General features: G+C 43.7%; 12 protein-coding genes. 1 reads left to right on the plus strand and 11 read right to left on the minus strand.

What is annotated here, in order from left to right; all coding sequences use genetic code 11:
* Position 1 precedes the first annotated feature (1 nt).
* From ASG93_RS25025 to lonB, 8 genes are all read right to left on the minus strand, one after another.
* On the minus strand, positions 2 to 832 hold the full coding sequence (locus ASG93_RS25025; protein ID WP_056836364.1) for an inner membrane protein YpjD: 831 nt from the start codon (positions 830 to 832) through the stop codon (positions 2 to 4).
* A gap of 33 nt (positions 833 to 865) precedes the next feature.
* Positions 866 to 2,269: a glutamyl-tRNA reductase gene (gene hemA, locus ASG93_RS25030; protein ID WP_056836366.1), complete on the minus strand. Its 1,404-nt coding sequence runs from the start codon at positions 2,267 to 2,269 to the stop codon at positions 866 to 868.
* 222 nt (positions 2,270 to 2,491) lie between these two features.
* The gene (locus tag ASG93_RS25035) at positions 2,492 to 3,028 is read right to left on the minus strand and encodes a hypothetical protein (protein ID WP_056836368.1); all 537 of its coding nucleotides are present in this window, start codon (positions 3,026 to 3,028) and stop codon (positions 2,492 to 2,494) included.
* Positions 3,029 to 3,154: 126 nt separating this feature from the next.
* Positions 3,155 to 3,562 (minus strand): adenosylmethionine decarboxylase, encoded by a 408-nt coding sequence (gene speD / locus ASG93_RS25040; protein WP_056836369.1) that lies wholly within the window; start codon positions 3,560 to 3,562, stop codon positions 3,155 to 3,157.
* 250 nt (positions 3,563 to 3,812) lie between these two features.
* Positions 3,813 to 4,400 (minus strand): hypothetical protein, encoded by a 588-nt coding sequence (locus ASG93_RS25045; RefSeq protein WP_056836372.1) that lies wholly within the window; start codon positions 4,398 to 4,400, stop codon positions 3,813 to 3,815.
* Positions 4,401 to 4,646: 246 nt separating this feature from the next.
* On the minus strand, positions 4,647 to 5,306 hold the full coding sequence (gene yihA, locus ASG93_RS25050; protein ID WP_056836374.1) for a ribosome biogenesis GTP-binding protein YihA/YsxC: 660 nt from the start codon (positions 5,304 to 5,306) through the stop codon (positions 4,647 to 4,649).
* A gap of 23 nt (positions 5,307 to 5,329) precedes the next feature.
* On the minus strand, positions 5,330 to 7,675 hold the full coding sequence (gene lon, locus ASG93_RS25055) for an endopeptidase La (RefSeq protein WP_056836376.1): 2,346 nt from the start codon (positions 7,673 to 7,675) through the stop codon (positions 5,330 to 5,332).
* 199 nt (positions 7,676 to 7,874) lie between these two features.
* Positions 7,875 to 9,593, minus strand: a complete 1,719-nt coding sequence (gene lonB / locus ASG93_RS25060; RefSeq protein WP_056836379.1) for an ATP-dependent protease LonB — start codon at positions 9,591 to 9,593, stop codon at positions 7,875 to 7,877.
* A gap of 334 nt (positions 9,594 to 9,927) precedes the next feature.
* Between lonB and ASG93_RS25065 the strand changes: the two genes are divergently transcribed.
* Complete coding sequence (locus ASG93_RS25065; protein WP_156411032.1) at positions 9,928 to 10,602, plus strand: N-acetylmuramoyl-L-alanine amidase family protein; 675 nt, start codon at positions 9,928 to 9,930, stop codon at positions 10,600 to 10,602.
* Here ASG93_RS25065 and ASG93_RS25070 read toward each other — a convergent pair.
* The 3 genes from ASG93_RS25070 to clpX form a co-directional block, all read right to left on the minus strand.
* On the minus strand, positions 10,595 to 11,413 hold the full coding sequence (locus tag ASG93_RS25070; protein ID WP_082615078.1) for a divergent polysaccharide deacetylase family protein: 819 nt from the start codon (positions 11,411 to 11,413) through the stop codon (positions 10,595 to 10,597). The two genes, ASG93_RS25065 and ASG93_RS25070, sit on opposite strands and share 8 nt — an antisense overlap.
* 941 nt (positions 11,414 to 12,354) lie before the next feature.
* Positions 12,355 to 13,452, minus strand: coding sequence for a flavodoxin-dependent (E)-4-hydroxy-3-methylbut-2-enyl-diphosphate synthase (ispG, locus tag ASG93_RS25080; RefSeq protein WP_056836385.1), 1,098 nt, complete (start codon positions 13,450 to 13,452; stop codon positions 12,355 to 12,357).
* A 98-nt stretch (positions 13,453 to 13,550) separates the two neighbouring features.
* Positions 13,551 to 14,819, minus strand: coding sequence for an ATP-dependent protease ATP-binding subunit ClpX (gene clpX, locus ASG93_RS25085; protein ID WP_056836387.1), 1,269 nt, complete (start codon positions 14,817 to 14,819; stop codon positions 13,551 to 13,553).
* Positions 14,820 to 14,821 lie beyond the last annotated feature (2 nt).

The following is a 14,821-nucleotide window of genomic DNA, read 5'->3' on the forward strand; positions in this document are numbered from 1 at the left end:
GTTAGCTCCATATCCAGCCATGAAAACCTGAAACCAGATTAGAAACCACGAAATTGAGAACTACAATCAAGAATGCCGCAAGGTTCCAAGCTGCTAGCCTAGTGCCCGAAATACGCATAGAATGCTGCTGAAATAAATAAAAAGCGTACGCTGCTAATACAAAAAATGAATTAATTACCTTAGGATCATAAAGTAAATTACGATCTCCCTCCAGTACAACCCAAACCACACCCAGACTTAAAGCCATAAGAAGCAAGGGTGCTCCTATAATAACGGAGAGATAGGTGTAATGCTCAATTTTCTCAAGCGAAGGTAATCTCATTACCGTTTGTGAAAATTTCTTCGCTTTCAGCATTTTGTGTAAGAACACATACATGCCTGAGAAAATAGCTGCAATCGAGAATGCCACGTAGCTGCCAATCGCTAGGGTAATATGTATAAATAATAGCTCATCATTGATGTTCCAATCGGGCTTAATTGGCGTTACGTTCGGATTACTGAATACATTCAAAGCCAAAATGGCAAAACCGAGTACATTCACAAAAAATACAAATAATTCAATGCGGAAAAATCGGTTAATCAACAGTGATATCGTGACAATCAACCACGAAAACATAAAAAGTACGTCCGACCGGGCAAATGCCCATTCCGTCAAATGACCATACAAGTTCATTCCTAAGTAAGCGGTTTGCAGAACCCATACAAACAAAAGCAGCCCCGTCCCCATCCGTTTCGCACTTCGGTTCGCATTAGCGAAATCCGAAAAGTAAAACAATAGGCTCAGGGCATACATATAAATCATCGCATCAAACAACCAGCTACGTGTTACCATGGCACCTCTCCTAGGCGATTAGCGCCCTTTTCTTCAAGATTGGGCTAGAACATCAGCGTTCTGTAGACTAAGCACGGACATCTTATCATCCAGCGTCTGCTTAGCTTCAACTGCTTTATGTCCGGCTTCTCGTTCTTGTGCTAACTGATCGGCTTGCTCTTGTTGTTCAAGGGTCTCTTCTAGGGCAAACAGTTTCGTGAATAGCTCAAGCGCTTCATCGCCATGACGTTCTCCCGCCATTTCCTTAATGCGGAGGATCGGGTCGCGCAGCACTTGATTCACTATACTTTTCGTTAATTTACGAATCACTTTAATTTCACGTTCATCTAGGTCCGGCAGCTTCTTTAGCATATTGTCCATCGTCTCTTCGTGGATCTGACTCGCTTTTGTTTGAAGAGCGCTGATGACTGGACTTACTCCTAGCGTCTTCGTCCATTGTTCGAAAACACCCATTTCAGTTTCAATCATCGTTTCAATCTTAGCTGCTTCTTTCTTTCTCTCTTGCAAATGCTTATCTACGATATTCTCCAGATCATCGATATCATAAAGAAAAACATTAGGCAAGCCGCTAATTTGCGGATCTAGATCCCGAGGGACTGCAATGTCCATCATAAATAGCGGACGTGATTTTCTTTTTTGAACATAGGACTGAATATCATTCTTCGTTAGAACATATCCCGGAGCGCCTGTCGAGCTAATAATTATATCCACTTCCGCCAAATGCTCCAGCATATTATCCATGGTACATGGAATACCGTTAAATTTCTCGGCCAATTCTACTGCACGTTCAAACGTACGGTTAACCACGATAACTTTGTTAGCGCCATTCGCGTAAAGGTGCTTTACCGTAAGTTCGCTCATCTTACCAGCACCAATAATCATAACAGTCTTATTCATGTAGGTACCGAATATTCGTTTACCAAGTTCCACCGCGGCGTAGCTGACGGAAACTGGATTATTGCTTATGCCTGTTTCGGAGTGAGCTTTTTTGGCAAGCGTCACGGATTGCTTAAACAACGTATTGAAATAAGCTCCGGTTGCTTTCATATTTTGAGATGATAAAAAAGCATCCCGCACTTGTCCCAGAATTTGGGTTTCCCCAATAACCATAGAATCTAACCCGCTTGTTACACGAAATAGATGTTCAATCGCTTTTTCATTTTCATACATATATAAATGTTTTTGGAATTGATCCTTACCGACTTGGAACCAACGTTCAATGAAGTGTGTCAAATAATGACTGCACATCTGCGGTCGATCCACAACCGCGTAGATTTCCGTGCGATTGCAGGTGGCGACAATTACACACTCCAATATACTTTTCGTTTCTTTTAATTCTGCCAATGCCTTAGGTAAATCCTGATCGGAGAAAGCGAACTTCTCCCGAATTTCTACCGGGGCCGTACGATAATTCAAGCCTAGTGCGATAATATGCAAAGGTACCACCTGCCTTTCCGTCTAATTCTATGTACCATTATAGCACAGCAAAACATGCAATCCGACAAATTTTTTGTATAATTTATGAATGCTTCATTCTGCTCGTTAGTTTTAACAGTATTCGGTTGCTATATACCTAATATAGGGATCTTTGAGCGTAGCTCAAAATCTCTCCGCTTAGGGATCTTTGAGCGTAGTTCAAAGATCCTCCCTATAAACTCTTTATTGAAGTGCCTTTTTTCGTATAAAAGAGGTTAAATTTCGATCTAGTTCAGCCAGCTTCGTATTTTGGGACGAAACAATATCGCCATTCGAAGCCATAATTTTCTCATACACATCGTACAGACTCTTGTACTGAAGCCAAACTTCCTTCAAAACCTGGAGCTCATCAGGCTTTAATGGTCGCTCTCCCCCCACCTGCATACGCTTCAAGTATTGCGTTAGCTGGGTCATACTGTCCAGTGTAGTCAGATATTCACTTCCTCCTGCAGCAAGCACGAGGCGTTCATGTGTATAACTTGCCGAATAGAGGGCTTGCCCCACAGCATTCAAGCCATCGGTATCCTTGCTTTGAGCAGCTTCTTCCAGATAGCTCTTTAGAAGTTCCATCTGAAACAGAGATACTTGGTACAGGAGATGGGTAGCATCATGCTCTTCTTTATGCGGGCCTAGTATTTGAACGAGCTGATAGATAGGCCAGATGATTAGGAAAACAACAATACTGTAAATCACTGCTTTTCTAACTATTTTTCGTTTCAATTCCGTTCCCCCAGTTCATGTTTGCTTCATGTTCGGACATGTGTCGCAATAACATTGTATGGGTATCTGGACAAACAAATAACCACGGATTTCTCCGTGGTTATCGTTATTGTTATGCGCAGATTCTTATTTAACAAGCTCTGCATGCTTTATTTCAGGAGTTTCTACTTGCAGTTCACCCATTCCGCGAACTAATTTCTTCGCATAGAATGTTTCTGGTTTCAATACGGATACCATAAAGTCAATTGCTAATTGAGGGTCCACTGTCTCACCGCATGTATAACAGTCAAGCGCGGCAAAACCTCTCTCAGGATAAGTATGAATGGAGAGATGACTCTCGGACAACATAACAAGTACAGTTGCTCCTTGTGGTTCAAATTGCTTGGATTGTACAGATAGTACGGTTGCTCCGCATACCTCGGCAGCTTCTACCATCTGAGCCTGCAGCCAATCTGCATTGTTCAGAAGTTCGAAATCTACCCCCCAAGTATCTACAGCAACGTGTCTTCCGAAAGTTGAGTATTCAGTTTCCATCTTTCGGTTCCCCCTTCCTAGGAATAAAATGTCTGAAAAAAATTTCATCCGCTAGGACCTACGTCATTCACTTCCCGAGGGTATAATCTCTCGCAACATTCAATGTCCTGAGTGAATCCTGGTTCCTATATTGTTTCAACGAGAATAAAAATAACATCTATCGACGAGAAATGCAATAGTTTTTTTTGACAAGTGCCTTAAAACAAAAAAGACCCTAAAAAGGGTCTATTGTAATTGGGTATATGTGTAGTTAAGCCTCCAATATAAACAAACGATGTGTTAGCTCGTTGAGGCGAGTGTCGATCTGCTGATGTTCTTCCTGTTCCTGCAGTATATTGCGCAAATCAAGAAGATGGTTAATCTGATCGTAGATCATTTCAATCTCTTGCTCGACTTCTCTCTTTTGGAACATTTGCTGCATGAGACCAATGGTGTCTTTGTACTCGTAGATAACGGTCAACAATTGCCCTTTGACTTCCTCGATTTTGACGACGGTTCCACGTTCATAATAGTAAACCATGGTATAACTAGGGTAAATTCGGTTTACTGTTGCGCTTCCTTTAAACTCCGACACCGCTTTACGCATCAAATTAGCCAATAATGTGTTACTTAATCTGCAGGATCCTGTGCATTCATATAGGCCTGATTTCTTCTCAAATGAAAGGACGATTTCCTGACCTGCTCCATCTTGAAAAACAACCTCTTGGTTGCCATTTTCCAAGACTTTCACTTGCAATGTCACTTGATGATCCACAAACATTTGAAAAAACCTGAACATCTCGGCTTCTGTTAACTGGAGGCAGGTTTTGACATATTCAGTCGCTAACCTTTGTGCCATAAAAATCCCTCGATTCTTTGTTTTCAAGCCATTAACTATTACCTTGTTTATTATTATACTACATGCGTCTCTAATATTCCTGCGTGTATTTCATTATAATCAGCCAAATATTCTGAAAAAACCAAGAAATTACGGAATGCCAGCAAATTTTCCCCAGTAAACCTCACTTTCCCGTGTGCTTCTTCTTGATTTTCTCTGTCTTTTGACGTCCTTCTTATCCTTATATACAAAAAACCGCCCTATGAATCAGGACGGTTCTTGTTCTTTATCTTGTTCTTGCTGGGTCACAAGTTCGTTTGCTTCTTCAGGCTCAGGCTCTCCATAAGAAATAGCTTGCTCTAGAATCCCCCACAGCTCGTCTTTGCCGAGCCCAAGCTCCGAGGAGAACATCAACGGCTGGACACCTTTATCCATCCCCAGTGTTTCTCGCACAATCTTGATATGCTTCGGCCATCTGCTTTTCGGGATCTTATCGGCCTTAGTCGCAATGACGATGACAGGCACATCATTATGTCTTAGCCACTCGTACATAGCCTGATCATCTTTGGAAGGAGGATGCCGTAAATCAACTAATTGCATAACAAGGCGCAGTGTTTCTCGATTCATTAAGTAGCTCTCAATGAATTTCCCCCACTGCTCTCGTTTCGTTTTGGAAACTTTGGCGTAGCCGTAACCTGGAAGATCTACGAAATATAAGTCCTGGTTGATTTTATAATAGTTAAGCGTTTGGGTTTTGCCGGGCTGCGAGCTGGTTCTGGCCAAATTTTTGCGGGAGATCATACAGTTAATGAGTGAGGATTTCCCGACATTAGAACGCCCTGCCAGAGCAATCTCTGGCAAGGCATCCTCTGGATATTGGCTAGGTCCAACCGCACTGATAATAAACTCAGCTTGATTGACTTTCATGGATGTTCAACTACTTTCTATCGTTATCCGACTTGCACGGGAGGCTTATTTTTGACAAGCGCATGTTCAAGCACTTGATCCATATGGCTGACTGGAATGAAGGTCATCTCGGCGCGGACACTTTCTGGAATTTCGATGATGTCTTTCTCATTGTCCTGAGGCAGCAGGATGGTACGGATACCAGCACGATGTGCAGCTAGCGCCTTTTCTTTGAGCCCACCGATAGGAAGTACTCGGCCGCGCAATGTAATTTCACCTGTCATAGCAACTACACGAGAAACAGGAATATTCGTTAATGCTGAAATCAATGCGGTAGCCATCGTAATCCCTGCGGATGGACCATCCTTTGGAATGGCTCCTTCAGGAATGTGAATATGGATATCGTTCTTCTCATGAAAGTCAGGTGCGATGCCGAGCACTTCAGCTCTCGAGCGTGTATAACTAAAAGCTGCTTGAGCCGATTCCTTCATCACATCACCGAGTTTACCTGTCAAAGTCAATTTGCCTGTTCCAGGCATAACGGTGACCTCAATAACTAAAGTATCTCCGCCAACTTCCGTCCAAGCAAGGCCTGTTACAGCACCTATTTGATCTTTCTCTTCTGCTACACTATAGCGGAACTTGCTCGGTCCTAGATAGTCCTTCAAGTTTTCTTCCGTTACATGTACTGGTGTAGTTGGATCAGACACGATCTTTTTGGCTGCTTTACGATTCATACCTGCGACCTGCTGCTCTAAATTACGTACACCCGCTTCACGCGTATATTCACGTACGATTTTCATTAAGGCAGCCTCGTCCACGACAAGTTGATCTTCTTCTAGACCATGTTCACGCTTCTGTTTAGGCAGCAAATACTTTTTCGCAATTTGCAGTTTCTCAATCTCTGTATAACCAGGAATATAGAGAACCTCCATACGGTCTAACAAGGGGCGAGGAATATTGTGAACAGCATTTGCCGTTGTCACGAACATGACATTGGATAAGTCAAACGGAACTTCAATGAAATGATCACTAAAAGTGCTATTCTGCTCGGGATCAAGAACTTCAAGCAATGCCGAAGCAGGATCGCCGCGGAAATCCATTGCCATTTTATCAATTTCATCTAGCAAGAAAACAGGATTATTCGTTCCAGCGTTCTTCATTCCCTGGATGATCCGTCCCGGCATAGCCCCAACATACGTACGACGATGACCGCGAATTTCAGCTTCATCTCTGACCCCGCCAAGCGAGATACGAATGAACTGTCTTCCCATGGATCTAGCAATCGAACGAGCAATGGAAGTTTTACCAACGCCCGGAGGACCAACTAAACAAAGAATAGGTCCTTTCAGCTTCTTAACAAGCTTCTGTACCGCTAGGTACTCGAGTACGCGCTCCTTTGGCTTCTCAAGTCCAAAATGATCCTCATTCAGGATTTCTTCGGCTTTATCCAAATCCAAGTCATCATCGGTGTTTTTGGACCAAGGCAGTCCCAGCAGCCAATCAATATAGTTGCGAATGACGCCTCCCTCGGCCGAAGTCGCTGGCATCTTCTCCAGACGGTCGATTTCCTTCTCAACCTTCTCGCGGACTTTCTCTGGCAATTCGGCTTCCGTTAACTGGTTGCGCAGGTCATCCACTTCGCCAGCGCGGCCTTCCTTATCGCCAAGCTCCTTCTGGATGGCTTTCATCTGTTCGCGAAGGTAGTACTCCTTCTGCGTTTTTTCCATTTGCTTCTTAACACGTTGACTAATCTTACGTTCGAGTTCAAGCACTTCTCGCTCATTATTCAAGATATTGAGCATTTTCTCGAGACGCTCACGTACATCGACGGTCTCCAAAATCTCTTGTTTATCCTTAATTTTGAGCGATAAGTGACTGCATATGACATCCGCTAAACGGCCTGGTTCATCAATATCCGAAACAGCAGCAAGCGTTTCTGGTGTAACTTTTTTAGACAAATTAATGTAATGCTCGAATTGGCTTAGTACACTTCGCATGAGCGCATCGATCTCAGGATCGGTGATTTCTTGCTCTGGTAACTCCTTAGCCGTGACTTCATAATATTCATCATTCACCAGGTATTCAACGATCTCAGCACGCAAAACGCCTTCTACCAAGACACGAATGGTTCCATTCGGCAGTTTCAGCATTTGTCGTACCTTAGCAATTGTACCAATGCGATAGATATCCTCTTTGGCAGGTTCTTCTATGTTGATCTCTGATTGAGAGCAGAGGAGAATCATGCTGTCATCCACCATTGCCCGCTCGAGTGCTTTAACCGACTTTTCTCGCCCTACATCCAGATGTAGAACCATGCTCGGATAAACCAGCAGTCCCCTAAGAGGCAATAGCGGCAATCTGCGCACCTTGATTTTTCCGGGTCCCATCCTCTGCACCTCCATTTATAGGGATCTTTGAGCAGAGCTCAAAGTCACTTCATTTTGGGATCTTTGAACGGAGTTCAAAGTCTCTCCGCTTCTTGGAACTTATTTCTATACCCTCGTTGCCCTTTACATTTTATCAAAACTGCAAACAAAATACCAACTGGCACCCTGACTCGTCATGTAAGGTTTCCTTCACTCTGATTTAGGAGTCAATTGTATGTTGTGAATTCGCATGTAAAATGGGTAGAGACGAAGCTGGAATCGTCCTTTCCGTGGCAAAAGGCAAGTGAATCACATTATCATGAAGCTCTAAGCCTAATGCAACTTCCAGCACTTCTTCGATTGAGTCGGCAGCAAGTACCTCTACCCCCGGCAAATTAGCGAACATTTCTTGCCAGTTTTCTTTAGGGATAATGACTTTGGTAGCTCCCGCTTGGAATGCAGCTTCAACCTTCGCGACAACGCCGCCAACGGGTTTAACTTTACCATGGATACTCATTTCACCCGTCATTGCCAATTTATTATCTACTGGTATTTTATGTATCGCAGATGCAATAGCTGTTGCCATGGAAATGCCTGCAGAGGGTCCATCGATAGGCACTCCGCCAGGGAAATTAATGTGCAGATCATAATCTGACGTATTAAATCCAAGTTTGCGAAGGACTGTCAGAACATTTTCCACCGATCCGCGAGCCATACTCTTTCTGCGAATGGTTCGAGAGCCTCCTCCCATTTCCTCTTCATCTACAACACCCGTAATATTAAATTTCCCAGTACCGGCAGCTGCAATTGGTATCGCGGTCACTTCGATCTCAAGTAGTGTACCCAAATTAGGCCCATACACAGCTAATCCATTGACGAATCCAATTTGCGGTTGCGCTGGTATTTTCCGCTCTGGTCTCGGTGGAATTTGTGATGAATTGACAACCCACTCAATGTCGGCTGCAGTAATCTCATCACGCTTATCCGTTAAGGCAATACCCGCGGCAAGCTGAATCACATTCACTGCCTCTCTGCCATTGGTTGCATATTTCGTTACAACTTGAACAGCAGCCTCACATTTCTTGAAGCCAATCTTATCAAGGGCTTTCCGAGCAATTTCCCCTACCTCACCCGGTAAAAGAGGACGGAAATAAATTTCCAAACAGCGCGAACGGATAGCTGGAGGAATCTCACTAGGTGTACGTGTTGTAGCCCCTACTAAGCGGAAATCAGCGGGTAGACCATTTTGAAATATATCATGAATATAGCCTGGAATATTCGTATCCTCGGAGCTATAATACGCGCTTTCCAGAAATACTTTACGATCTTCCAGCACCTTTAATAATTTGTTCATCTGAGTGGGGTGTAATTCACCGATCTCATCGATAAATAAAATGCCGCCATGCGCCTTCGTTACGGCACCTGGCTTAGGCTGTGGTATCCCCGCAACCCCCATTGCACCTGCACCTTGATAGATAGGATCATGAACAGAACCAATCAGAGGGTCTGCAATTCCTCTTTCGTCAAAGCGCGCTGTTGTAGCATCGATTTCTGTAAATTTGGAGTCCGGACGGAAGGGTGACTCCTGATTTTTCTTAGCTTCTTCTAAAACAACACGAGCGGCAGCCGTTTTACCAACCCCAGGGGGACCATAAATAATGACATGCTGCGGATTGGGACCGCATAGCGCGGCTTTTAGGGCTTTCAATCCTTCAACCTGGCCAACGATATCCTGCATCGAGGACGGTCTTGTTTTCTCTGAGAGCGGTTTTGTTAATGAAATGGATCTCAGTTTTCTTAATTTCTCCAATTCTTTCCTGGACTCTCTATCGACAGCAGACTTGTTCGTCTGTTGATTACGCAGCAAATTCCAGAAATACAACCCAATCACAACGGCAAAGAAAACTTGAATTACCATAAGAATAATACTTAAACTCATTTGTCATAACCTCCTAAGAGTTTTGCTTTAGCAAAACTGTCATCGTAAGCATTGGCTAAGTTTTCGCCAGAAAACTGTCTTCGTAAGCGTAAGCTGAGTTTTGCTTTGGCAAACTGTCATCGTAAGCACATGCTTGGTTTTTCGTAAGAAAACTAATTTCGTAAGCTAGTCTTTGCTAACTTCCGTAAAAACAACTCAAACTTTTGTCATAGCTTCCATTATTCCCGTGAAAAAGAAGGTTAATCCAATACATGCAAACTTTTACGTGATGTATGATGGCCCCCTTACAGAAGAAGGATAAGAGGAGATATTCACGCAAAAGGACGTGGTTCGCTTGAAGCAAATCTTGATGATTCTACTTGTCTTCCTCTGTCTTTGTAAGACCTCTGATGCATCCGCTTTGGCTAATGATCCCCTACTGCCTAGTGCTGATATCATTATTGACGTTGGGCATGGGGGCATAGACAGCGGTACTTTGCACGGTAAATATCTAGAAAAAGATATGAATTTAGCCATATCCAAAAAAACATATAAGCTGCTGAAAAAAAGGGGCTATCGCGTCATCATCAACAGGACAGAGGACTACGCTTTAAGTGAAGATAACAAGTGGTCTTTCGGCGGAAGACACCGCAAAGATTTAGCGCAGCGCTCCGGAATCGCTAATACCATTAAGCCAAAAATGATGCTAAGCATGCATATTAATTGGTCTAGAAAACCTGATCGAAGAGGACCACTTGTCATTTATCAAAATCAATCGGAGAGCATTTTACTCGCTCAACTTTTACAGGATAACCTGAATCGACTTTATGGTACGGAAGAACGGGCTGTTTTCGGTAAAAAGTATTATGTGCTCAAGCACACGAAATGCCCCGCTGTTATCGTTGAACTAGGATTTATATCCAATAAAGCAGACCGCAAGCTGCTGAGTGATTCTCATCATCAAGCCAAGCTGGCAAAAGCCATTACTCAAGCCGTAGATCAGTACTTTGCCATGATTCATCCTAATTAAGATTTAGCTTCATTGTTTGTGAAATTGGAACAAAGGTAGCTTCCTTTTGAATGGCCGGAATAGCCTCTTTAATGACTTGGGCTGTTTTTTTCCCTGGTGGGCCCACATGTCCGATCGCGATGACCACGTCTCGTTGATGGATTAACTTTTTAAATTTCACCATTTGATTGCTAATGTGACTGTACGTATAAAGATCATCGAAGAAAAGTTGATTCTCAGAATACGGAACTCCGCTTTGGCCCGCCAACTTGCCAATTAGACTTTTTGGAGTCGTACGGCTATCTAATAAAATGAGATTCTTCTCTTTGCAGATTTCAACGAGAATTTTCATTACTCTCTCATCCGCAGTAGCTTTGGATCCCATATGATTATTAATTCCTATTACATAGGGAATATCTTCGATTGCCGCTACGATCCTTTTGTGAATCTCATCATTTGATAAGTCTGTAGTTATGGCCCCTGGACCTAACCAGCTCTTCTTGCCCCTCACAGGCTCCATAGGAAGGTGTAGAATGACTTCATGCCCCTTATCGTGTGCTAATTGCGCATCTTGTTTGGAAGAGGGGAGGAAAGGCATGACAGCGACAGTGAAATGGATGGGTAGATCCATCATCTCTTTGGTGCCGTCCATATTATTGCCAAAGTCATCAATGACAATGGCCACCTTCTTCGTCTTGATCTCAGCTGCATGCTGTGCAGGCATTACCGCATCTGAAGCATCCGTATGCCAAGGTAAAAGAAGCAAAAAAATCCCTACGATTACCGTAAGGGTAATGTGACGAGCAGTCCTATACTTGCTTGGCAAATTCATAGCATCTCCTTGTTTGCATGTATTCGTTAGAAAAACTTACTTCATATGAACATGCTTTCCATTTTTACTCATTATGCTTCTCTTGCGCTACAAATATGCGTATAAGGAATAAACGGCTTTTGGGAGCTTGCGGGGCTATATGGAAGCTAGGTGGGTGTAAGTGCAAGGGGTTAGTACGGGTGCGGGTCCAAGTGCAAAGGCTAGTTTGGGTTTGGGTGCGGGTGCGGGGGCGAGTAAGGGTGCGAGCAAGGGTACGAGCGAGTGCGGGTGCGGGGGCGAGTAAGGGTGCAGTAAGGGTGCGAGCGAGTGCGGGTGCGGGGGCGAGTAAGGGTGCAGTAAGGGTGCGAGCGAGTGTGAGTGTGGGAACTAATACAGGAACATATTCAGGTGCAGGTAAAGAAAACGAGGGAAAGGGAGAGAACAGTGCCGAAAAAAAGATCTCAAAGGGAACTACGATTCGTTATTTGAGCCAAAAACATACAAATTCATGATTACGAGGAACTACGGTTCGCTATTTCATTGTTTTCGTTTGAAAACCTCTCTTTTTTTAGAAATAGCGTACCCACGTTCCGCCAATTCAAATTTCTAGCGCATATTTCCAAAATAGTGCACTCTAGTTCCCTTTAAACACTGATTTATGGTTTTTTACCTACTGTTCTATCTACCTGTGTATCAGTAACAGCCCCGTATAATCATAGGTTCTGAATCTCTAACAGACAGCACCAAGGATAAACGACTCCGTCGTCCTTCTAGTACGAGCGCGTTTGTCAAGATAATGCGAAGCAATAGAATAAAACTTATACTTTCTGCCCTGAAAATTAATAATTTTTCATTCATCAGTGGTGCCGCAACACGGCATGGAAGTATTATCTACAAAAAAAACCGTTAAAAGCACCTCACCCAAGGCACATTTAACGGCTTATTTTTTAACATAAAGGCAATTAGTGCTTACGTCCTGGAATTACACCCGTTTTTTCATAAGAATCTACGATGATATCAATTTCTTTTTTAAGCTCAGCCAGCAATTCTGCTTCAGGCACTTTACGAATCATTTCTCCATAACGGAAAAGCATACCTTCACCACGAGCACCTGCAATACCGATGTCAGCTTCACGCGCTTCTCCTGGACCATTTACTGCACAGCCAAGTACAGATACCTTAATCGGCACTTTGATCTTTGCAATATAATCCTCGACCTCGTTAGCGATTGAGAACAAATCGATATCCAAGCGGCCGCAAGTAGGGCAGGAAACGAGAGTTGCAGCGTTAGTAATCAATCCGAACGTTTTGAGCAGCTCACGAGCCACTTTAATCTCTTCAACAGGATCCGCGCTAAGCGAGATACGGAGTGTGTTACCGAGTCCCATGTTGAGGAGTGTACCAATTCCTGCCGCACTCTTCACAGCCCCTGTAAAGAGCGTTCCAGCCTCAGTAATCCCGAGGTGAAGTGGGTAGTTGAATGCTTTCGCCGCTTGCGAATAAGCTGCAATCGCCATCGGAACATCGGAAGCTTTGAGTGAAACGATAATATCATGGAAATCAAGCTCTTCCAGAATGTTAATGTGGAATAAAGCACTCTCTACCATAGCTTCAGGCGTTGGGTACCCATACTTTTCGAGAAGATGGCTCTCCAGCGAACCTGCATTGACGCCGATCCGAATCGGTATGCCGCGTTCCTTACAAGCTTTAACAACCGCTTCTACCTTCTCGCGGCGGCCGATATTACCTGGATTGATACGCACTTTATCAATGCCATTCTCAATAGCAGCAAGCGCTAAGCGATGGTCAAAGTGAATATCAGCAACGAGTGGAATATGAATTTGTTTTTTGATCTCTTTAATTGCTTCAGCGGCTTCCTTATTGTTAACCGTGACACGAACAATTTGACAGCCTGCTTCTTCCAAACGAAGAATTTCAGCCACTGTCGCCTTCACATCAGCTGTCTTCGTTGTACACATACTTTGCATGATAACTTCATTGCTGCCACCGATCGTCAAATCGCCTACACGAACGGCCCGCGTATCTTTTCTATGGAACATTATGGTTTCTCTCCCCATGACACCAAACATCCTCCGCTCCAATTCCCATTAGTAGGGAATCGGATTGGAGGCTGTGTGTAATTTTGTGAAATTATGGGTTACGCACTTTCTTCTTTCTTCTTACCAGTCGCCTGCACGCCATCTTTGGTCGTCAAAACAGGAGTGATCTTGTTCTGAACCGTTTCCTTGGATACCACACATGTCGTGACGTCTGTTCTCGAAGGGACTTCGAACATCACATCAAGCATAATGCTTTCAATGATGGCTCTCAGACCGCGCGCGCCAGTATTACGTTTGATCGCTTCCTTCGCAATGGCATCAAGCGCCTCTGCGTCGAATTCGAGGGATACATTATCCATCTCGAGCATCTTCTGGTACTGCTTAACGAGCGCATTCTTAGGCTCGGAAAGAATACGAACAAGTGCTGCTTCATCCAGCGGCTCTAGCGTGGAGATGACTGGCAGACGACCTACGAATTCCGGGATTAATCCGAATCGCAAGAGATCTTCCGGAAGCACCATGGATAAGTACTCGCCTGGTTTCAAATCAACTTTAGCCCCATCCGTGCTAAAACCAATTACTTTTTTACCGATTCTGCGTTTGATAATTTGCTCGAGGCCATCGAAAGCTCCACCGCAAATAAACAGAATGTTGGTTGTATCAATTTGAATGAATTCTTGATGCGGATGCTTACGACCACCTTGCGGAGGAACAGAGGCAACCGTACCTTCAAGAATTTTGAGCAAAGCTTGTTGAACACCTTCGCCGGAAACGTCTCTAGTAATAGACGGGTTCTCGGATTTACGTGCCACTTTATCGATCTCATCAATATAGATAATGCCGCGTTCGGCTTTTTCTACATCATAATCGGCTGCTTGAATCAATTTGAGCAAAATGTTCTCTACGTCTTCGCCCACATAACCAGCTTCTGTCAAAGAAGTGGCATCAGCGATCGCGAAAGGAACATTCAAAATTTTGGCAAGCGTTTGCGCGAGCAGCGTTTTACCGCTTCCTGTTGGTCCTAGAAGGACGATATTACTTTTTTGAAGCTCAACATCTTCTAGCTTGTTTTGCGAATTGATCCGTTTGTAGTGATTATAAACCGCTACAGCCAATGATTTTTTCGCTTGTTCTTGCCCGATAACGTATTGATCCAAGATATTGCGAATTTCTTTTGGTTTAGGAACATCTTTCAGATCTAGCTCTTCTTCATGCCCTAATTCTTCTTCCACAATCTCCGTGCAAAGCTCTATACATTCATCACAAATGTAAACTCCCGGACCTGCAACAAGTTTGCGTACTTGGTCTTGGGATTTTCCACAAAAGGAACATTTGAGTTGGCCTTTTTCATCGTTAAATTTAAACATGG

This window comes from Paenibacillus sp. Soil787 (assembly GCF_001429545.1).
Classification (GTDB): Bacteria; Bacillota; Bacilli; order Paenibacillales; family NBRC-103111; genus Paenibacillus_E.

Bases quoted from the DNA above. Each gene is read 5' to 3' on its own strand.
- ASG93_RS25025 (WP_056836364.1), bottom strand. From the start codon at position 832: ATGGTAACACGTAGCTGGTTGTTTGATGCGATGATTTATATGTATGCC.
- speD (WP_056836369.1), bottom strand. From the start codon at position 3,562: ATGGAAACTGAATACTCAACTTTCGGAAGACACGTTGCTGTAGATACT.
- ASG93_RS25045 (WP_056836372.1), bottom strand. From the start codon at position 4,400: ATGGCACAAAGGTTAGCGACTGAATATGTCAAAACCTGCCTCCAGTTA.
- yihA (WP_056836374.1), bottom strand. From the start codon at position 5,306: ATGAAAGTCAATCAAGCTGAGTTTATTATCAGTGCGGTTGGACCTAGC.
- lon (WP_056836376.1), bottom strand. From the start codon at position 7,675: ATGGGACCCGGAAAAATCAAGGTGCGCAGATTGCCGCTATTGCCTCTT.
- lonB (WP_056836379.1), bottom strand. From the start codon at position 9,593: ATGAGTTTAAGTATTATTCTTATGGTAATTCAAGTTTTCTTTGCCGTT.
- ASG93_RS25070 (WP_082615078.1), bottom strand. From the start codon at position 11,413: ATGAATTTGCCAAGCAAGTATAGGACTGCTCGTCACATTACCCTTACG.
- ispG (WP_056836385.1), bottom strand. From the start codon at position 13,452: ATGTTCCATAGAAAAGATACGCGGGCCGTTCGTGTAGGCGATTTGACG.
- clpX (WP_056836387.1), bottom strand. From the start codon at position 14,819: ATGTTTAAATTTAACGATGAAAAAGGCCAACTCAAATGTTCCTTTTGT.